General features: G+C 39.1%; 18 protein-coding genes. All 18 read left to right on the top strand.

Annotated features, from left to right (window positions below):
* Positions 1-306 precede the first annotated feature (306 nt).
* The 18 genes from IWB18_RS10090 (at position 307) to IWB18_RS10005 (ending at position 20237) form a co-directional block, all read left to right on the top strand.
* Positions 307-606: a PTS sugar transporter subunit IIB gene (locus tag IWB18_RS10090; RefSeq protein WP_195683497.1), complete on the top strand. Its 300-nt coding sequence runs from the start codon at positions 307-309 to the stop codon at positions 604-606.
* Between the two features lie 76 nt (positions 607-682).
* The gene (locus tag IWB18_RS10085; protein ID WP_195683496.1) at positions 683-1957 is read left to right on the top strand and encodes a PTS transporter subunit IIC; all 1275 of its coding nucleotides are present in this window, start codon (positions 683-685) and stop codon (positions 1955-1957) included.
* A gap of 25 nt (positions 1958-1982) precedes the next feature.
* Positions 1983-2450, top strand: coding sequence for a PTS sugar transporter subunit IIA (locus IWB18_RS10080; protein ID WP_195683495.1), 468 nt, complete (start codon positions 1983-1985; stop codon positions 2448-2450).
* A gap of 75 nt (positions 2451-2525) precedes the next feature.
* Positions 2526-3611: an NAD(P)-dependent oxidoreductase gene (locus IWB18_RS10075; RefSeq protein WP_195683494.1), complete on the top strand. Its 1086-nt coding sequence runs from the start codon at positions 2526-2528 to the stop codon at positions 3609-3611.
* 23 nt (positions 3612-3634) lie between these two features.
* The gene (locus IWB18_RS10070) at positions 3635-4468 is read left to right on the top strand and encodes a class II fructose-bisphosphate aldolase (protein ID WP_195683493.1); all 834 of its coding nucleotides are present in this window, start codon (positions 3635-3637) and stop codon (positions 4466-4468) included.
* 19 nt (positions 4469-4487) lie between these two features.
* A complete protein-coding gene (locus tag IWB18_RS10065; protein ID WP_195683492.1) occupies positions 4488-7379 on the top strand; it encodes a sigma 54-interacting transcriptional regulator in 2892 nt (963 codons plus the stop codon).
* A 275-nt stretch (positions 7380-7654) separates the two neighbouring features.
* Entirely contained in the window at positions 7655-7969 is a 315-nt protein-coding gene (locus tag IWB18_RS10060) for an RNA-dependent RNA polymerase family protein (RefSeq protein ID WP_195683491.1), read from the top strand.
* A gap of 671 nt (positions 7970-8640) precedes the next feature.
* Complete coding sequence (locus IWB18_RS10055) at positions 8641-9057, top strand: hypothetical protein (protein ID WP_195683490.1); 417 nt, start codon at positions 8641-8643, stop codon at positions 9055-9057.
* A gap of 86 nt (positions 9058-9143) precedes the next feature.
* The gene (locus tag IWB18_RS10050; protein WP_195683489.1) at positions 9144-9635 is read left to right on the top strand and encodes an HNH endonuclease domain-containing protein; all 492 of its coding nucleotides are present in this window, start codon (positions 9144-9146) and stop codon (positions 9633-9635) included.
* A 74-nt stretch (positions 9636-9709) separates the two neighbouring features.
* On the top strand, positions 9710-10858 hold the full coding sequence (locus tag IWB18_RS10045; protein ID WP_195683488.1) for an amidohydrolase: 1149 nt from the start codon (positions 9710-9712) through the stop codon (positions 10856-10858).
* Positions 10858-12027 carry an amidohydrolase gene (locus IWB18_RS10040; RefSeq protein ID WP_195683487.1) on the top strand — a complete coding sequence of 390 codons (1170 nt, stop codon included), beginning with the start codon at positions 10858-10860 and terminating at the stop codon, positions 12025-12027. Before IWB18_RS10045 ends, IWB18_RS10040 begins: the two co-directional genes overlap by 1 nt.
* A 145-nt stretch (positions 12028-12172) precedes the next feature.
* Complete coding sequence (locus tag IWB18_RS10035; RefSeq protein ID WP_195683486.1) at positions 12173-13792, top strand: ABC transporter substrate-binding protein; 1620 nt, start codon at positions 12173-12175, stop codon at positions 13790-13792.
* Positions 13793-13868: 76 nt separating this feature from the next.
* A complete protein-coding gene (locus tag IWB18_RS10030) occupies positions 13869-14855 on the top strand; it encodes an ABC transporter permease (protein WP_269747929.1) in 987 nt (328 codons plus the stop codon).
* A complete protein-coding gene (locus tag IWB18_RS10025) occupies positions 14855-15754 on the top strand; it encodes an ABC transporter permease (RefSeq protein ID WP_195683485.1) in 900 nt (299 codons plus the stop codon). The genes IWB18_RS10030 and IWB18_RS10025 overlap by 1 nt, the downstream gene beginning before the upstream one ends.
* 8 nt (positions 15755-15762) lie before the next feature.
* On the top strand, positions 15763-16950 hold the full coding sequence (locus IWB18_RS10020) for a M20 family metallopeptidase (protein ID WP_332310685.1): 1188 nt from the start codon (positions 15763-15765) through the stop codon (positions 16948-16950).
* 2 nt (positions 16951-16952) lie between these two features.
* A complete protein-coding gene (locus IWB18_RS10015) occupies positions 16953-17966 on the top strand; it encodes an ABC transporter ATP-binding protein (protein ID WP_195683484.1) in 1014 nt (337 codons plus the stop codon).
* Positions 17959-18927 carry an ABC transporter ATP-binding protein gene (locus IWB18_RS10010; protein ID WP_195683483.1) on the top strand — a complete coding sequence of 323 codons (969 nt, stop codon included), beginning with the start codon at positions 17959-17961 and terminating at the stop codon, positions 18925-18927. The genes IWB18_RS10015 and IWB18_RS10010 overlap by 8 nt, the downstream gene beginning before the upstream one ends.
* 50 nt (positions 18928-18977) lie before the next feature.
* Positions 18978-20237 carry a M20 family metallopeptidase gene (locus IWB18_RS10005; RefSeq protein WP_332310684.1) on the top strand — a complete coding sequence of 420 codons (1260 nt, stop codon included), beginning with the start codon at positions 18978-18980 and terminating at the stop codon, positions 20235-20237.
* Positions 20238-20250: the final 13 nt, after the last annotated feature.

The following is a 20250-nucleotide window of genomic DNA, read 5'->3' as shown; positions in this document are numbered from 1 at the left end:
TAATCTGAGTCATTTGGGTTTCCTCCTCGGGTTGATGGTTTTTCGACAACTCTATTTTATCCGAGGTTGAACCCTTTTGGCTCAATTTTTTTAATTTTTGAATTTACACCATTATATAGACTTTATCATATTATGTAATTACATTAATTAATTTTAAGATTGGAATGATTACATTCTAATACGAAATACATTACGTCCTTTGATGCATAAGGGTTTTGTTAGATTACTTTGAATTGGCATGAATATTGCATTATTAATAGGCAAGATGTGAAAATTGTACATCAAAAAAAATTGGAGGTGAATTAAATGAGAGATGCAACTAAAATCGTATGTTGCTGTGGTGCAGGCATATGTACATCGAATTATTTAAGGGAGGAGATTGAAGATAGGTTAAAGGCAGAAGGTTTTAAAAACGTAAAAGTTCAAATCAGCAAAGTAAATGACCTAGAAGAAGCAGTTGTCGGAGCAGACCTTCTTGCTACTACAGTAGAGCTACAAAAGGATTACGGAATTCCTCAAGTTAGGGCTCTGGGGATAATGTTGGATGATAATGCGGCTAAAGAAGCTCTGGACAACATTGTAGACATACTGAAGAAAAATCAATAGGCACCGTATTGGTGTGAAGGTTAACCTTAGGATTAAGTTAAAAGATGAATTATTAAATTTGTTGAGGGGGATATAAATGAGTTTTATCGATTCAATAACAAGTGGATTATCATCATTCTTTGGATTTGACTCTACTGTCACGATAGTAGGGATTATATTGATTGTATCTATATTAGCGAAAGTCGGAATAAAAAAAGGCATCACAAGTGCATTAAAAGTTTCAATAGGCCTTCAAGGTATATTTGTTGTAGTAGACATAATACAAGGCGCAATGATAGAACCTATAAGCAACATAGTAAACTTATACGGACTGGATAAGTCTATTGTAGATATAGGATGGGGAACAGTTGGATATGCTTTTGGTAACCCTTATGGTTATTTTGGAGTATTCGTATTCTTGATAATAAATGTATTTTTGGTTTCGATAAGATTTACCCAGACACTGTATGTTGATGTTTTTAATACTTGGAGAGGGATGCTATTAGGCGGAATGGTTGGAGTTGCTACAGGCAATATTTGGATAGCAACGTTAGCAGTTGTCGTCTTCCATATTATAGACGTCAAAGCAGCTGACATAGCAGCGCCTTATATCGAAAAAATAAACAATTTTCCTCCAGGTGGATCTTGGCCTCACGGTACGCACTTTTCATTCCAAGCAGTAATGGCCATGCCTATCGTATGGGTTTTAAGAAGGATTCCGGGAATAAAGGATATTAACATACAAGCCTCTGTGGTTGAGGAAAGATTCGGAATATTTGGGGAAACGACGGTAATGGGAACAATTCTAGGTATTGCCATAGGACTATTCAGCCAAATTGGCATTATGGGATCTCTCCTTCTAGGCGTAAAAATGGCAGCTGCGTTTCTTTTGATGCCAAGAATGTGTGCAATATTAGTTGAAGGATGGTTTCCGATAATTAAGTCAGCTAGAAAGATACTTTCAGGAAAATTAAAAAGAGATGATATAAGAATTGCGCTGGACTGTTCCACTGTAATTGGACACAGTGCTGTTATACCAACTACACTGATAATGTATCCAATTGCTTTGTTAATATCTTTGGCATTGCCGGGCAATCAAATGATAGCCTCAATCAGCTTAATTATCGTATTATGGGAAAGCGCTGCAGTAAATGCTATAACAGAAGGCAATATATTTCACAATATAATAACATTATCAATAATTATTTGTTTCTTCTGCTGGGGTGCAACCATTATGGCTGGACCGATGACGGATTTGGCGGTTTCTCTCGGATATAATGCTTCCGGCGGAATGGTATCAGCATGGGACGCAGCAGGGACTCCTGGGTTGGTCCTTGTGTACAAAATAATGCAGATGATTTTTGGATTTTAATTAATGAATAATAGGAGAGGATTAAATGAGCGACGCTAGCGAAAAAGTATTTCATGACGTTCTTCTGTTAAAAAAATTAAGCACAAAAGAAGAAGTAATCAAAAGAATATCTGATCATCTTAAGTCTAAAGGATACATAAACGAACAATACTATCAAGCAACGTTGGATAGGGAAGAGTTGTTTCCCACCGGTCTGCAAACAGAATCAATCGGTATAGCTATACCACATTCTGACGCAGTAAATGTTAATCACCCAGCAATTGTAATGGCAATATTGGACAGACCTGTGGAATTTGCTGACATGAGCAACAAAAGCAACAAGGTAGACGTGGGCGTTGTATTTTTCATGGCTCTAAAAGGAGAAGACAATCAGATTAATTACCTTAGGAATATAGCTGATTTTTGTAAACAAAAGAGTAATGTAGAAATATTGTATAATGTGAAAGACGAAGAAGAAGCAAAGAAGATCTTTGTAGGGAACATCTTAATTTAAATAAAAAATTGATGGTCGTATGTTTTATATGAAGAATATACGGCCAATTGCAAATTAAAATTGGAGGATAATATTATGAATATGCCAAATAAATTAAAAGTTCTTATAGTTGGAGATGACTGGGTAAGCACTGAACATCTTGAAAGTGCAATGAAAGATGTTTTGAAAGGATATGAGTATGAGACCGTTGCCCATACAATAGTCATGGATAAACCTATGAGCAGGGACAAAAAAGATGACATTGGAGATGATACTGTAAATGAATATTGCGGTACTCCTGAAGAAATAATTGATAGGATAGATGGCGTCAACGTATTGATAACCCATACGGCGCCAATTACAAAACAGGTAATCGATGCAGGAAAAGACTTGATAGCAATCGGATGCTGTAGATCAGATGCAGTAAATATCAATATGGACTACGCTACTAAAAAGGGCATATACATATTCAATGCTCCAGGAAGATCCGTTGAACCGGTTTCGGACATAACTATAACATTTGCGCTAGCGCTTGCAAGGAATATTTTAAAAGCAGATTCATATGTCAGGCAAGGCAGGTGGTATAAAGATATAAATAGAGAAGAACCTGTATGGGAGGAGTTTTACTCATTTAGAGGTCCTGTAATAAAAGGAAAAAAATTTGGTGTTGTGGGACTTGGCAAAATAGGAAAGAAGGTTGCGGAAAAAGCAAAAGGAATAGGATTTGATGTGCAAATTTACGATCCTTTTCTAGCGAAAGAAAAAGTTGAAGAATACGGAAGATGCTTGAGCCTCGAAGAATTGATATCGTCAAGCGACTTTATAACACTGCATATACCTCCTGTGGAGAGCAATAAAAATTTGATAGATGATAAAATGTTTGAAATGATGAAGCCTTCAGCATATTTTATAAATGTCGCAAGAGGAGAGATAATCGACGAGATTGCACTTATAAATGCGTTGAAGACAAAGAAAATTGCAGGAGCTGCATTAGATGTATTTTGGAAAGAGCCACTTGAGCTGGACAGTGAACTTTTAAAACTCGACAATGTAATACTCACGCCCCATATAGCAGGACAGCGATATGATGTTTCCAAAGGATCGGCTGATATATTAAGAGAATATATGCTTCCGTTTTTTCAAGAAAAATCATTAAGAACATGCCTGAACATAAAAAAATAAAACTATAGACCGGAGGCTATATTATGATTGTAACGATGAAAGAGCTTCTAGATGAGGCTAATAAAAGAAATTATGCAGTCGTGGCACCAAATGCGTGGAATGAAGATACGATTAAAGCAGCGATATCTGCAGCTGAACAAGAAAAATCGCCTTTAATTTTGGCACTGTATCCTGTTATGGCTGACATCGAAGAGTTTGGTTATGTGGCAAGAAAATTTGCAAAAGAGTCGAAAACACCAGTGGCGATTCATTTAGACCATAGTGATAGTTTTGACCAAGTTATAAAAGCAATTAAAGCAGGATACAGCTCTGTAATGGTTGACAGGTCAAAAATGCCTTATAAAGAAAATGTGAAAGAAGTTAAGGAAATAGTCAAGATAGCTCATGCAGTAGGAGTGACAGTAGAGGCAGAGCTTGGACATGTTGGACAGGGTAAGGACTATGCAGATACAAGAGACAGTGGACTAACGAAAGTTGACGAAGCGGTGTCTTTTGTAAAAGAAACGCAGGTTGACTGCTTGGCGGTAGCGATAGGAACGTCACATGGCGTTTATACTGGGGATCCGAAAATTGATTTTGATTTACTAAAAGCAATTAAAAGAGAAATACTCGTTCCCTTAGTGCTTCACGGTTCATCGGGTACGGGGGATAAAAATATAAAAAGATGTGTCGAATTTGGTATAAATAAGATCAACTTATTTACTGATTTGGATTTAGCAGCATCGGACAAATTGATAGAGTGCGTTAAGAGCAAGAAATCAATTAGAATTGTTGAGGCCAATGATATATTATATAATGGTTACAAAGAAAAACTAATCGAGAATATAAGGTTGGTAGGATCTAATAATATGATATAGAACTTGCGGAGGTACTGAGTTGGAAACTGGCAATGAAGAGAGAATACAGGATATAATTAAAAACGAAGATGAGTTAAATCCTCTAACCGATAAGGAAATAGCAGAAAGACTAGATGTATTAAGAGAAACAGTAACTAATATGCGCAAAAAAATGGGCATACCAAACTCTAGAGAACGTAAAAAAGAAGCGTTGGCGAAATTAGTGGTAGATATTGTTTCTAAAAACCAAGAAATCTCAAGCGATGATATTTTTATTGAGCTTAAGAAATTTGATCCACTTATCACGGTGTCATATGCAGAAGAGCTGATAGAAAATTTACCTGTTCATCTTGAAAAATATTCTTTAGATTTTGAGGCTGTTGGTAGGGAAAATACATTCAGCAAACTTATTGGTTTTGACAAAAGTCTTGTTAAGAGTATCAAGCATGCCAAAGCTTCAATACTTTATCCTCCGTTTGGATTATCAACTTTGATAGTAGGTGAAAGTGGAACAGGAAAGACCTTGTTTGCAGATTGTATGTATGATTTTGCTTTAAATAATAATGTAATAGCAGATGATGCGCCGTATATTACTTTGAATTGTGCAGATTATGCAGACAATCCGCAACTACTTTTGTCTATATTATACGGATACAAAAAAGGCTCTTTTACCGGAGCAGAGTCTGATGCACCCGGGTTGGTCGAAAAAGCAGATAATGGGGTTCTGTTTCTTGATGAAGTCCATAGATTGCCCCCTGAAGGGCAAGAGATTTTATTTACGCTTCTAGACAAAGGGAAATACAGAAGGCTTGGAGAAACTTATAATGAAAGAAGCGCTAAAGTAATATTTATATGTGCAACAACGGAGAATATAGAGTCTTCGTTGCTTGTAAGTTTTCGGAGAAGAATTAATATGATTATAGATATACCGGCACTTGAAAGCCGAAGTATAGAAGAAAAGCTTGAGCTTGTGTACCATTTTTTTCAAGAGGAATGCAATAGGACAGGGCTTAAGATATTTGTAGACTCCAAGGTTTTGGAAGCTTTTTTGCTAAAAAAATATCATGGGAATATTGGTCAGCTGAAAAGTGAAGTCAAAGTGACTTGCGCAAATGCTTACGTTGAAAATTTGAATCTTAAATCTGAAGAGATTCACATTGGATTAAATGAAATACTTTACAACAATATATTTAGCGAAAGCCTGAACTTTGATGACAGAAGGATTTTAAAAATTAAAAGCTTAGTTAATAATGCAGTGTTCTTGCCAAACAGAAATAGCCGAAAAGAAATAATCAACAAAGGAAGTAGTGGAGGATATGATTATTCTAGGGACATATACCACCAGATAGAAGACAAATACTTTGAAATAAAAAAACTTGACATAGGCTCAGAAGAAACTAAGAATATATTGTGGACATACGTTTTGAATGCATTTAATAAAATCGAAACTGGGTCTACGGAAGGTTCTATATTAAATGATGAAAAAATCGAAAGTTTTGTGGATCGAAAACTTTTAAATATAATTGAAGAATTTATTTATTATTTGAAGAATCAGGAGAATTTTGACACAGTAAACAAAAATATTTTAAATCACTTGTGCATTCATATTCATGAAGCCTTACAAAGGATTAGGTATAAGCATAGTATTATAAATCCTAATTTAAACAAGATTAAGTCCCAATATCAAGTTGAATACGAATCAGCAAGAAAATTGGCAGAGCTATTAGAAGTGGAATATTCTCTTGGTATTCCTGATGACGAGGTTGGCTTTATTGCGATGTATCTAAAAGCTATGAAGCATAATGAAGTCAAGGATGATAGGATAGGAGTAATTGTATTATCACATGGCAGAGTTGCAAGCGAGATGATTGCGGTAGTCAATAAATTGATGAATGTTGATTTTCCAATTGCTATAGATATGCCTTTAAGCGAAAATCCATCAAAAATATTTGAAAAAACAATTGAGATGTCTAAAATAATTGACAATGGAAACGGAATTTTATTTTTTTCGGACATGGGATCACTCGTAAATATAGGCGATATTGTCACAAAAAGAACAGGGATAAAGACAAGAACGATAGACAAGGTGGACATTGTAACTTTAATCGATGCAGTTAGAAAAGCATATTTGTCGGAAGAAACCTTAGATATCATTTATTTTAATATAATCAACTCAAGATATGCGTTGGCAGAGCCGGAATATGGACATGACTTGGATAAGACCTCGATAATTGTCGCTGCTTGCCTCACGGGACATGGCATGGCTGGAAAGATAAAACAAAAGATTCAAGAGGTTTACAGCAAAGTACAGGTAATATCTATGGGAATGATGTCTCAGGATATGAAAGAGGAGATTCAAAATCTTAAATCGAGGTTTAATATTATTGCTATTGTAGGAACTATCAACCCTGAAGTTGAAGGAGTTGCATACATACAATATAGTGAGGAATTGATTGGCAGCAAGTATTTTGAATTGATGATAAACAAAGGGAATATAGATGGGAAAAAGAAAGCTCTAAATAAAGACTTTATCTTATTAAACAAAAAATATGACTCAAAAGATAAGCTTTTAGAAGATGCTTATTCTATGCTTTATAATAAAGGTTATGTTCAAAAAGAATATTTGAAGTCGCTGCAACAACGTGAAGATATGAACACTACTTTTGCAAAAGGTGGAGTTGCCATACCCCATGGGATGCCTGTATATGTAAATGATACAGTTTTAATGGTAATTAAGCTTAAAAAAGAAATAGTATGGGATCAAGAAGGAAGAAAAGTAGATATTATATTTGTGCCTATAGTCAGGGGGAATGATATTAAGTTGATAAATAGCCTGATAAAAATTATTAAATCAAATGAAACTCTAGAAAAAATCCGAAGTCAAAACACAAAAGATGATCTATATAACTTATTGGCTGAGAAAATAAGATGATAAAATACGACGCATTCTATATCTAATAAGAATGCGTCGTATTTATGGTGTGCCCAGCATGGGCGCAATCTAAAGGGTTAAATTCCCTAGTCTTCCCTGGTAGTGGGAAAGACATAGCTGAACACCAAGGGTGTCCATCATGAGGTGGGATCTGAAGGAAGGTGTAGGCAAATCTCTGGTCTGACGAACAGAAATCACATCAGGCGAGATTGATGGATAAGGTTGCATAACACACTGATGTCCAATAACTACTCAGGAAATCAACAGTAGAACGCTTGCTCGAATCCGCAGGGAAATATCTTGAAGGAAAACTCAAGCTCAAGGTTAATGCACAAAAGAGCAAGGTGGCAGGCGTGATTGCGATCCGAAATTTTAAGTTTCTGGGCTTTGCATTGGGAAAGGGCAAGAAGGGATATTTCATTTGCGCTCATAGAGATTACTTGAAGAAAGAAAAAGCAAAGCTCAGAGAACTGACTTCTCGCAGTCAGGGCAGAAATGTCCGAGTGGTCATGCACGACGTAAAAGTGTATAATACCCCGTTCAACTTCAGCGTTATTTCCATAAAAGCGTGTAAATTCCTACGGCTGTGAAATTACGGTTTGGTTTTCGTAGTACCTCTCCATGTCGAGGTACTTTTGCCTATGGTTCATTTTTCATCTTGTTTCATGAGCATGGCAATAATCAGACGAATCAGTGAAACTTCTTGCAGACGTTTGGGGCATCCAAAACGTTCAGTGAGAGATGAGTCTGATATCGTTACTAGGATGCTCCTCAAAAATGCTTCTTAATTGAATTGTCAAGACCCCAGTGGTTGTCTTAAACAGTAGGTAAACATCATCGAGACCTTGCTGTTTAAAGGATTTAAAGACCTTGCCTAACTGGTTTCGGACTCAGAATCAGCAACACGAAAACCCAAGATTTCACGATGGCCATCATCGCATGCATCGATTTCTATGATTAAGCCCTTTTAGCGCAATCGATGTTTTCTTGAACTAAGGCATTCACGATGACAAAGGGATATTTGCTATGGAGCTTTCATTTGAAAAAGAATTCACATAATCCAAAGTCACACAATCTTTAAATTATTAAAACTTTAAGTTTTTAGAGTAATCATATAGAATTAGAGTTAAGCAATTGTTGATTTGGAAAGAGTATATTTAATTTTTTGCATTAAATTCAGTTATGATAATTAAGAATTGTGCGATTTGATATTGTGGAAAAGTCATTAATCGAAATTTCTAAAGGGCTAAGGAGGGAATGAATGGCAGGTTGGAATTTATCTCAAGGTTATTATCAAAAAGATTATTTAACCGAAGACGAAATTTGGACAACGCTTAATAGTATTTTATCGTCTAAAAGCCATAAAACAACTTCTTATAAATATTGCTTTTTAAAAAGTCTTTTAGACAATATTTTCAATGTAAATGAAGAGTTGATTCTTGACTTTGATAAAATATTTATGAAATTTACCGAAGTTTACTGGAATTTAGTTGCCAAACATAAACTTTCTCAAATTCAGTCAAATTCAAATATGAAAAGGAGTCGAGTTGAAATCATTATTGACTCATTTATTAATCGATATAATTTTGAGGGCGATTTTAGTTTTGAAGGATTGAATAATACATTGCAATTGGAATTGATAAAAAAATTGGGACAGAGTGCAGTAAATATGTTATAGGTGCCTTTTTTGAAGACAGTAAATCTAGTTTTTACAGTTTCAGTAAAAAAGAAAAAAAACTTAAGTTTAATCCAAGCGTCTATCAAATGTTTGTCAAATACAAACAAATCATAGAAAAGCTAAATTACTTCGAGTGGATAAAATTTCTTGAAAAGGTTAATCCAAATGAACATGCACTGGCAATAGCTGAAAAATTAGATTGTTCAGCTAAAAGAACGAATTTGTCAATTTATCGTGAATATCTTTATAATTATGTCAAACAAGACAGATGTTTCTATTGCAATAAGCAACTTAGAGATCGGAATGTTGAGGTAGACCATTTTATTCCTTGGTCATTTGTTAAAGATGACAAACTTTGGAATTTTGTGTTGAGTTGCAGTGAATGTAACAACAAAAAGAGAAATAAATTGGCAGGAGTTAATTTTAAAAATGATCTAATAAAAAGAAATCATCTAATAATTGAAAAATCACACAATCAAGCTATCGAGACAGATCTTAGTGGTTATCGTAATGAAAAAATTGTTGCTATGTATAATTCAGCTGCGTTTAATGGATTTGATACGGATTGGATCCCATAATTATCAAGCGCTAAATAATGCAGGTTTTAGATAGAAAATATCGGAATAGTGTAATCTGAACAGGAGGACATTTAATGCTGACTATAATCAATGCAAACTTGATCACCATATCTCAGGGTAATATTGAAAATGGAAAAGTCGTAATTAATAACGGCAAGATAATTGACCTGGGCGCAGATATAATTGTGCCAAAGGAAAGTAAAGTGTACGATGCCAAGGGTCGATATGTGACCCCGGGACTGATCGATGCTCACACGCATGTGGGAATCCACGAGAGCGGTACTGGATGGGAAGGCTCCGACGGAAATGAAAGCGCAGATCCCCTTACTCCCTTTTGCAGTGTCAGGGACGGGATAAATATGAAAGATCCCGCTTTTGAATCTTTCAGAAAATCCGGAATAACCAGCGTAGGGATACTACCCGGAAGCACCAACATACTTGGTGGCACCGGTCTGGCGTTAAAGTGTAAAGATGTAGTAGTGGACGAAGCAATCATCAAAGATCCAGTTGGAATGAAGGTTGCCCTGGGTGAAAATCCAAAGAAGCACTACGGTGAAAAGCGATCTCCGATTTCCAGAATGGCCAATGCATCCATGTTGAGGGAATCTTTGCTGAAAGCCCGGCAGTATCTAAACAAGCTTGAATTAAAAAACGATGTGAAACGTGATCCTTTAAGCGTAGCACTGCTGCCCGTCATAAAAAAAGAGATACCTTTGATTATCCATTGTCACAGACAGGACGACATTGCAACGGCGATCAGAATATGTAAAGAATTCGACGTAAGCTACCGTTTAGAACATGTTACAGAAGGGCACATGATACTTGAACTTATCAAATCGGAAAATGTTCATTGTTGCGTTGGACCTTGTCTTCAATACGGCTCAAAAGTGGAAAACCGCAACAGGGACTTTAAAACAGCAGTGGTCTTCGAAAGGGAAGGTGTTTCATTTTGCCTTACCACGGATCATCCGGTCGTAGACGGAAGGAACCTTATGCTTACTGCAAGCATTGCCACCCAATGGGGAGTAAGCGATGAGAAAGCTTTTGAATCTGTAACCTTGGCAGCTGCAAAACATATGGGTGTAGCTGAGAGAGTCGGAAGTTTGGAAATAGGCAAGGATGGAGACTTGGTAGTTTGGTCGGGACATCCATTAGAATTCACCTCTTTTGTGGACATGACATTGATAGAGGGCGAAGTAGTCTACGATAGGGGGATAAACTGATGTTGATGGTAAAAGCAGATATTATATATACTGTCTCAGGGGATCCGATAAATAATGGAATGATGCTTGTAGATGACAGGGGCAAGATAGAAGACATTGGAGTTGATCTGACAGTAAGTGAAAACTGCGAAGTCCTTGATATATCCGACAAGGTCATCATACCAGGACTTATCGATGCGCACACACATGTGGGGATGTGGGGAGACGGAGAAGGCAGGGACTCCTACGATGGGAATGAATATCTCAGACCCATAACTGGTGAGGTAAGAGCCATTGACGGAGTCAACCCCATGCAAGTTAGCTTTGAGGGTGCCAGGGAAGGTGGGATAACTACCGTACAGATTCTGCCCGGATCCGGAAATCCAATAGGCGGATTGGGATTTGCATGTAAAACCTGGGGAAAGGTCATCGATGATATGATAATAAAGGATCCCACGGGATTAAAAGGAGCCATGGGTGAAAACCCTAAAAGGACTCATGGCAAGGGGTTTGGTCACACGCCCATATCCAGGATGGGAGTGGCATCGATGATAAGAGACTATTTTGAGCAGGCGAAGGAATACGGTAAAAAAAAGAATTTAGCGAATCAAAAAGGAGAAATATTTGATTTGGATCTAAACCTGGAATCCGGATGGATGGCACTTGAAAGAAAAATTCCGTTTAGGATCCACGCACATCGTCATGATGATATCCTTACAGCTGTAAGGATATGCGAAGAATTCGGACTGGACTACAGCATTGAACATTGCACAGACGGTCATCTGATAGGAGATCATCTGGGCAGTAAAAAAATAACCGCCATGGTCGGGCCGGGGCTTTCTCCATCTACCAAGGTGGAAACGGCGAATTTTACGGATGCAAATCCCGCATTGCTTGCCGAAAAAGGCGTAAATGTGTGTTTGATAACAGACCATCCATTTTTAAATTGCAGATACTTTTTGACTTATGGAGCAGTAGCTCACAAGTACGGATTTCCATTTGATGAAACGTTGAGGGCAATGACCTTGAATCCTGCAAAGGCTATAGGAATTGAGGAAAGAGTAGGTTCCCTGGAGAGGGGAAAGGATGCAGATTTTGTAGTTTTGTCCGGCAAACCCTTTAAATATAAAAGCGTGATAGAATCAACTTTCATAGAAGGAAAGCAGGTTTGGAAACGGGACATCATTTGATATCTCTTGATGGTTTTGCGCATAATTATTAAACGGATACTGAAATTAAATTCACACCCAAATTTGCTTATAAGCAATTGACATTTGATGATGGCTGACATATCATAAAAAGATAAACAAGTATATTTATAAAGGGGGAATCAGCATGAAAAGAAGAATTATGTTGTTTGTCAGCATATTCTTGGTGTTCGGGTTGTTATTGACTGGATGTTCCGGAAATGACAACGGAAACGGAAATGATGACGGACAAACACCGGACGATGGTGGAGATGTAGTCGTAGGCGAGCCACAAGACGGTGGAACATTGACCATTGCACTATCAGCATCACCAAAGAATCTAGATCCTGTAAAGTATACTGGAACTTACGAGTCTCAGATAATACAAAACGTGGGAGATACTTTGGTTGCTTACAGCATGGACTTGTCAAAGATAGTTCCTGCAATAGCAGAGTCTTGGACAGTTAGCGATGATGCAAAGGCGTACACTTTTAAATTGAGAGAAAACGCATATTTCCATCCGGGCGAATATCAGGACGGAAGACAAGTAGTTGCGGAAGACGTTAAATACTCGTTGGAAAGATCCAATCAGCTTTCTGCCATGAACAGACTTGACATGATCGACTACGTTGAAGTAGTAAATGATTTTGAAGTCATTGTTCACTTGCCAGAGCCAAGTGCAGTTTTCTTGACAGCACTTACCAACTCAGGAAACATAATCGTTCCTAAAGAAGAAGTTGAAGGTTGGGGAGAAGATTTTGGAAACCACCTTGTAGGTTCCGGACCGTTTATGTTGGAAGAATTCAAATTGGATGAAGAAGCTGTTTTGGTACGAAACGACAAATATTGGGCACAAAAGCCTCACTTGGACAGCGTGGTATTTAAAGTAATAACTGATATGAGTCAAAATGCAAATGCCCTTCGTACTGGCGAGATCGACTTTTCAGAAAAACTTACAGGTGAAGCTGTAAAGATAATAAGAGACGATTCAGCAGTAGAACTTCTTGAAACTCCGGGTCTGCATTTTGCATACATATACTTCAATCAAATGACCGGCCCAACAAAGGATATCAAAGTAAGAGAAGCCTTGATAAGAGCCATAGATACTGAAGAGTTGGTCAAGGGAGTTTATCAGTATGACGAGGCACAGCCTGCAAAATTACCGTTGCCTCCGGGTTCTTGGGGATACGATGCTTCAATCGAAGCTGATGTACCTACTTATGATCCAGAAGGAGCAAAGGAATTGCTGGCAGAAGCAGGTTACGCTGATGGATTCAGCACAAAACTTTATATTTCAAACACTCCGGCTCGTGTAAAAATGGCTACTATCGTTCAGCAGTATTGGAAGACAAACTTGAACGTGGATGTTGAGATAATGACATCAGAGTGGGGAACATTCAGCGAAATCGCATCCAAGGGAAATGCAGAGATATTTGCAATGTCTTGGACATGGTATCCTGATCCATTCTTCTTCTTGAATAAGATATTCCACTCAGATGCTATCGGATCACTTGGAAACGGTCAAGGATACGACAATCCTGAAGTCGACAGACTCTTGGATGAGGCATTGGTTCTAACGGATCAAGATGAAAGAGCCGAGCTTTACAGTCAGGCTGTCAAGGAAATCATCGCCGACAGACCTGGAATCTTCTACTCAAATGAAAATGTAACTTGGGGAGTATCACCAAAGGTTCAAGGACTTGTTCAAAGAGCTGACGGAAGCATATTCCTTGTAAATGAAGAAGTCAACGTTTGGAAAGCGGAATAAACGTAGCTGATAATATCAAATAAATGTACCAAGGGCTTAAAAGGGAGGATCCTTTTAAGCCTTTTGGCTATAGTAAATGCAAATTAAAGGTGGTGCTAGAATGGTCAAGATGATTTTACAAAGGCTTATTCAAATCATCCCCACATTGCTTGTGGTCGTGACCATAACTTTCGTTCTGACCAGATTGATACCTGGAAACCCTGCGGCAGCTGTTTTAGGGCCCCAGGCATCTGTGGAGGAAATCGAAAGAATGGAAGAAGAAATGGGATTAAACGACAGTCTTGGCAAGCAATACGTGGATTATTTGAAAAATATTGTTAAAGGGGATTTTGGAAAGTCCTATTCATACAACATACCAGTCATGGATCTTATAACGGAACGTATACCAAACACTCTATTGATTTCCCTGACAAGTTTGGTGCTCGCAATTTTAATATCCATACCATTGGGAATAGTAAGCGCCATAAAACAGTATAGTGCTTTTGACTACATAGCCATGGTTTTGGCTTTGGTAGGTGTGTCAATGCCCATATTTTGGCTTGGTTTGATGCTTGTACTTGTGTTTAGCGTAAATCTTGGGTGGCTGCCTTCGCTTGGAATGGGATCAATGAACAACGGATTGTGGGATGTGGTTAGCCATATGATACTTCCGGTGGCATGTCTTGCTACAATACCAACCGCAACCTTTACAAGGATCACCAGATCAAGCATGTTGGAAGTTGTGAACAACGATTTCATTAAATCTCTCAGAGCCAGGGGACTGAAAGAAAGAGTCATAATATACAAACATGCCCTTAAGAATGCCCTTCCACCGGTTATTACGGTTATAGGCCTTCAACTTGCAGCAGCCTTTACAGGTGCAATACTGACTGAAACCATATTTTCATGGCCAGGAATGGGAACTCTTATAACGGGAGCCATAGAAAACAGGGATTACATGCTGGTTCAAGGCGCTGTGCTTATAACCGCCATGGCATTCGTATTTGTTAATCTGGCAGTGGATTTATTGTATATGGTTATAAACCCCAAAGTTAATTACGAGAGCAAGGGAGGTGGAGCTTGATGGAACATAAAAAAGACAGTCTTGGTGGACAGGCACATGCAGTCATGCTTGAGAAAGAAAGAAAATCAAATAGTGCATGGAACAAGATAAAGCGAAATAAAACTGCGATGTTGGGATTGTTCATAGTTGTATTTATGATGATACTGGTTATATTTGCCGGAATTCTTGCTCCATACGATCCGAACGAATTAAGTTTGGGAAGTACTTATCTTAAACCCGGAAGCCCCGGGCACATATTTGGAACCGATGAATTCGGAAGGGATCTTCTAAGCCGGATAATCTACGGATCGAGAATATCTATTCTGGTTGCGGTCGGAGCAACTTTCGTAGGTGCGACAATTGGAGTGCTGCTTGGATTGGTGTCAGGTTACGCAGGAGGAATCGTTGATTCGGTTATCATGAGGATAATGGACGGCATGATGGCTTTTCCATTTATATTGCTTTCCATAATATTGATGACCATCCTTGGAACCGGAGTGTTCAACGTCATACTGGCTGTCGGGATAGCAAATATTCCAAACTTTGCCCGAGTAGTGCGCGGTCAGGTCCATATAGTCAAAAATGAGGATTATTGCAAAGCGGTTATTGGGATTGGCGCATCTCACCCCAGATTGCTGTTTAAACATATATTGCCAAACACTCTTTCTCCGATAATAGTGTACGCAACATTGAGCACTGCAGGATCTATAATATCCGAGGCGGCGCTTAGTTTCCTGGGACTTGGAATCACTCCTCCCACTGCTTCTTGGGGAAATATCCTGAGAGCGGGAAAGGAGACTTTGAACACTGCTCCCCACATTGCTACGATATCCGGTATTTTCATACTGCTGACGGTTCTTGGATTCAACCTGCTTGGTGACGGGATAAGAGATGTTCTGGACCCCAAGATGAAGAAGTAGGTGATCTGGTGGAAAATAAAAAAATAGTACAGGACAAGGTAAAAGAGCTCATGCCTGATTTGATTGCTTTGTCCGACAAGATATGGAACGAACCGGAATACAATTTTAAAGAATACAAAGCCTCTAAAGAGTTTGCAGATGTTTTGGAGGGCTACGGTTTTCAAGTTGAAAAGGGAATAGCCGGTCTGGAAACTGCTGTCAAGGCTACCTACACCTCAGGTAAAAGCGGCCCCCATATAGGATTTTTTGGAGAGTACGACGCAGTTCCGGGCATGGGACATTCTTGTGGGCACAACCTTATGGCAGCCATGGCAGTGGGAGCGGGTATAGCAGTAAAAGAGGTTATAGACCGACTGGGCGGAACAGTTTCCGTTTTTGGAACGCCTGCAGAAGAAGGCGGAGGCGGAAAGGTCATTATGCTGGAACGAGGTGCCTTCGACGAGTTGGATATAGCAATGATCCTACATTCTGCCAACGAAACAGTGGTAAATGATATTTCATATTCCAGGACGGATGTGATCGTAGATTTTTTTGGAATTACAGCACACGGTGCTACGTGGCCGGAAGAGGGTATTAGTGCATTGACTCCGGTTTTGGAACTCTTTAATCTCATAAATGCAATGCGGGTGGAAATAGCCGGCAGGGGCACGATTTTAGGGGTCATCACCAAAGGTGGGGAAGAACCCATCTACATACCTGATCATTGTCAGGCCAAGTTCACTGTCCGCTCGTTTGACATGAAGTACAAGTTTGAACTTTTGGAGAGATTGATAGGCACCTGTGAAGGCTTGGCGGCCATAACAAAAACACGATTTGAACATAAAATCGATGGATATTCTTACGAAGATATCAGAAACAACCCTGTGATAGAAGATCTGCTTAAAGAAAATTTCGAAAGTTTGGGAGAAGTAGTTGCACCCAGAAGGAGAGAACTGGGAATAGGCTGTACCGATATGGGAAACGTAACTCACAAGATTCCAGGCCTTCAATCTTATGTGCAGGTGGTTCCAGCCTTGAGGGGACATACCGTGGAATTTGAAGAAGCGGTAGGAGGACCACATGGACACAAAGCTATAGAAATAGGAGCCAAGGCTTTGGCTATGACTGGGATAGACATATTAGAGGATAAAGAAGCATACAAGAAAATAAAAGAAACTTTTGAAGATATGAAAAAAAGTTTTGGATGGGAGGAATAAATATGGCTGATGTAGTACTGGAAGTAAAAGATCTTAAAACTTATTTATTTCTTGCCAGTGGCGTAGTTAAGGCCGTAGACGGTGTAAGCTTTGGCATTGAGCGGGGCAAGACTTTGGGCATAGTAGGGGAATCCGGTTCAGGCAAAAGCATGACTGCATCTTCTATTATGAGATTGTTGCCGAAAAAGATCGGAAAAGTCGTAGAGGGAGAGATCAATTTTAACGGCAAAGACGTTCTCACCTTTAATAGCAAGGAATTGCTTGAATTCAGAGGCAAGGACGTTGTATTGATTTCTCAAGACCCCATGACATCTTTGGATCCGGTTTTTAAAGTCGGAGCCCAAATGGTCGAAATGATAAGAGCCCATCAAGACATATCCGTGGAAGAGGCCAAGGCCTTAAGCATAGAATCACTTAAAAAGGTAGGCATTCCAAACCCGGAAAGCAGAATGAATTCATATCCTTACGAGCTTTCGGGAGGCATGTGCCAGAGAGTCATAATTGCCATGGCGATAACCGCACAGCCCAAGTTGGTAATAGCTGACGAACCTACAACAGCATTGGATGTGACAGTACAGGCACAAGTATTGAATTTACTGAAGGAAATGCAGCAAAATCTAGACACATCGATTATGCTTATAACTCACAACCTGGGAATAGTATGGGAAATGTGCGACGATGTAATGGTAATGTATGCGGGAAAAACAGTGGAGTACACATCTGCCAAGGAATTGTACTCAGAAGCCTTGCATCCTTATACTTGGGGATTGCTCGAGTCGATCCCGAAGCTAAGTCATGAATCCAAATCTGAATTGACTACTATTCCGGGAACTCCACCAGATCTTAGACTTACTGGAGAAGCTTGCAATTTCCATAACAGGTGCCCTTACGCAATACCTATATGTTCTGAAAAAGTTCCGGAGCTTTTGGAAATCAAAGAAGGACATTTTGTGGCTTGTCACAGACAGACGAAAGAAAGCACTTTGGCAAGAGGGGAGGAGTTTGGCGATGTCTAAAAAACCTATCTTAAAAGTGGAAAAACTCAATAAGACCTTTAAACTCAGAAAAAGCAAGCTTATGGAAGAGCAAAAGATCCTTCATGCACTTAGCGATGTAAGCCTTGAAATTTTTGAAGGGGAGACTATGGGGATTATTGGCGAGTCAGGCTGCGGCAAATCAACATTTGGAAGGTGCCTGGTAAGGCTCCATGACGCCACATCCGGAAAGATACTATTCGATGGTGCGGAGATAAATGAAAAAAAAGGAGCCGAATTAAAAGCTCTACGAAGAGATATCCAAATGATTTTTCAAGATCCGTATTCTTCATTGAATCCTAGAAAAACCGCAGGAAACATCATCGAAGAGCCTTTGATAGTACATGGGATCGGAGATACTAAAGCTCGAAAAGAAAAAGTCAAATCTTTGATGAAGGAAGTTGGTCTAAACGATCAGCACATCCATAGATATCCTCACGAGTTCTCAGGAGGACAAAGGCAGAGGATAAATGTTGCCAGGGCTTTGGCTCTCAATCCAAAGATAATCGTGTGCGATGAACCGGTTTCCGCCCTTGACGTATCGGTCCAGGCGCAGGTATTGAATCTGCTTAACTCGATCCAAAGACAGTACAATCTGACTATGGTATTTATCTCCCATGACTTGAGCGTTATTAAACACGTAAGCGATAGAATAGCCATAATGTATCTAGGCAGGATAGTAGAGATATGTAGGGCTGAAGAGATATATAAGAACCCCAAGCACCCATATACCCAGCTTTTATTATCGGCGATTCCACCGGAGACACCTTTCGAAAAGACTAAAAAGATAGAGTTGAAAGGCGAGATACCGAGTCCAGTTGGAGAACAAGTGGGATGTCCATTTGCAAGCAGGTGCAAGCACGTTATGGACAAATGCAGGGTAGAGATACCTGAACTTATTGAAACAGGAGACAATCACAGAGTAGCATGCTTTTTGTATTGAAATTAGTTTGATCGAATAAATGTAAATCATAGAGCTATTGGGAGGTGGACGTGATCATAAATAAAGAACAGTTAGTTAAAATGGCACAAGAGAGAGAACAGGAATTGATAAAATTGACTTCGGATCTCATAAAGATAAACAGCGAAAATCCTATTGGGAGTCAGAGAGAAGTAATAGATTTCGTCATGAATTATCTGAAAGAATCAGGGATCGAAGGAGATGAAGTCAAAGCCAACGAAGAGTTTCCATGTATCTTGGCAAAAATGGGCAACGATTTAGGCCCTAGCATCATATTAAACGGCCATGTTGACGTAGTCCCTGCCGGGGATCCGTCAAAGTGGGATTTTGATCCTTTTGGCGGTGAAGTTACTGATAAACTTATATTGGGACGGGGAACCTCCGACATGAAAGCGGGGGTGGCCGGGATATTATTTGCCATGAGATTGCTTAAGGAATCAGGAGCAGAAATCAAGGGAAATATTAGGCTTCACATAGTATCCGATGAAGAATCCGGAGGACAATTTGGAACGAAATGGCTCATTGAAGATGGCTATGGAGACCATGCAGATGCTTGCATAGTTGCGGAACCGACTTCAAATTACACTATAGAGATTGGCCAAAAGGGCTCCAATGAGCTCATATTAAAAGCTTATGGAACTCCGGCTCATGGCAGCCTTGGAAACTACAAAGGGGACAATGCAATAATAAAACTTTCAAAGGTCCTTATAAACATCGGTATGCTCCATGAAGTCAAAGGAAATTACCGTGATGATCAAGCCCAGGCTTTGAAAAATTCAAAGTACATAGCGTCAAACAAACTGGACATGCCAGGAATAGAAAATGTCATAGATCATGTGACCGCAAGTGTTGGAACCATTCAAGGTGGAACAAAACTAAACATGGTGCCAGACTACTGTGAAGCTCACGTGGATGTGCGTTTGCCCGTTGGTGTAGATATTCAAGAGCTCGAGGAAAAAATTAAGTCCATGATAGAAAAGAGCGGTGTAGAGGGAGTGGAATACGAAGTAGAATGGAAAAACTACGGAAACAGTACTCCGATGGAAGCACCCATCGTACAAGCCATCAAGAAAAATGCAGAAGAACTTTGGGGGATAGAAGTACTTCCTGCATACCAGTGGGCTTCCAGCGATGCAAGATATTACAGGGAAAAAGGGATTCCCACCATCCAATATGGACCATCCAATACGGAGGGGATACACTCTTACAATGAAAATGTAGACATAGAAGATGTGCTCAATGCCAACAAAATATATTTATTGTCTTTGTGTGACCTTTTAGGTGTTGAATAAGAAGAGAATACAA

The sequence above is a fragment of the Alkalibacter mobilis genome (genome assembly GCF_015594845.1).
GTDB lineage: Bacteria > Bacillota > Clostridia > Eubacteriales > Alkalibacteraceae > Alkalibacter > Alkalibacter mobilis.
Note: the sequence above shows the minus strand (reverse complement) of the source record. Positions and strands in the feature narration are given on the sequence as shown.

Excerpts from the sequence above, each read along its gene's own strand:
- IWB18_RS10090 (WP_195683497.1), top strand. The coding sequence starts at position 307 with ATGAGAGATGCAACTAAAATCGTATGTTGCTGTGGTGCAGGCATATGT.
- IWB18_RS10025 (WP_195683485.1), top strand. The coding sequence starts at position 14,855 with ATGGAACATAAAAAAGACAGTCTTGGTGGACAGGCACATGCAGTCATG.
- IWB18_RS10010 (WP_195683483.1), top strand. The coding sequence starts at position 17,959 with ATGTCTAAAAAACCTATCTTAAAAGTGGAAAAACTCAATAAGACCTTT.
- IWB18_RS10080 (WP_195683495.1), top strand. The coding sequence starts at position 1,983 with ATGAGCGACGCTAGCGAAAAAGTATTTCATGACGTTCTTCTGTTAAAA.
- IWB18_RS10015 (WP_195683484.1), top strand. The coding sequence starts at position 16,953 with ATGGCTGATGTAGTACTGGAAGTAAAAGATCTTAAAACTTATTTATTT.
- IWB18_RS10085 (WP_195683496.1), top strand. The coding sequence starts at position 683 with ATGAGTTTTATCGATTCAATAACAAGTGGATTATCATCATTCTTTGGA.
- IWB18_RS10055 (WP_195683490.1), top strand. The coding sequence starts at position 8,641 with ATGGCAGGTTGGAATTTATCTCAAGGTTATTATCAAAAAGATTATTTA.
- IWB18_RS10035 (WP_195683486.1), top strand. The coding sequence starts at position 12,173 with ATGAAAAGAAGAATTATGTTGTTTGTCAGCATATTCTTGGTGTTCGGG.
- IWB18_RS10045 (WP_195683488.1), top strand. The coding sequence starts at position 9,710 with ATGCTGACTATAATCAATGCAAACTTGATCACCATATCTCAGGGTAAT.
- IWB18_RS10050 (WP_195683489.1), top strand. The coding sequence starts at position 9,144 with ATGTTTGTCAAATACAAACAAATCATAGAAAAGCTAAATTACTTCGAG.
- IWB18_RS10075 (WP_195683494.1), top strand. The coding sequence starts at position 2,526 with ATGAATATGCCAAATAAATTAAAAGTTCTTATAGTTGGAGATGACTGG.
- IWB18_RS10040 (WP_195683487.1), top strand. The coding sequence starts at position 10,858 with ATGTTGATGGTAAAAGCAGATATTATATATACTGTCTCAGGGGATCCG.
- IWB18_RS10070 (WP_195683493.1), top strand. The coding sequence starts at position 3,635 with ATGATTGTAACGATGAAAGAGCTTCTAGATGAGGCTAATAAAAGAAAT.
- IWB18_RS10030 (WP_269747929.1), top strand. The coding sequence starts at position 13,869 with ATGCAAATTAAAGGTGGTGCTAGAATGGTCAAGATGATTTTACAAAGG.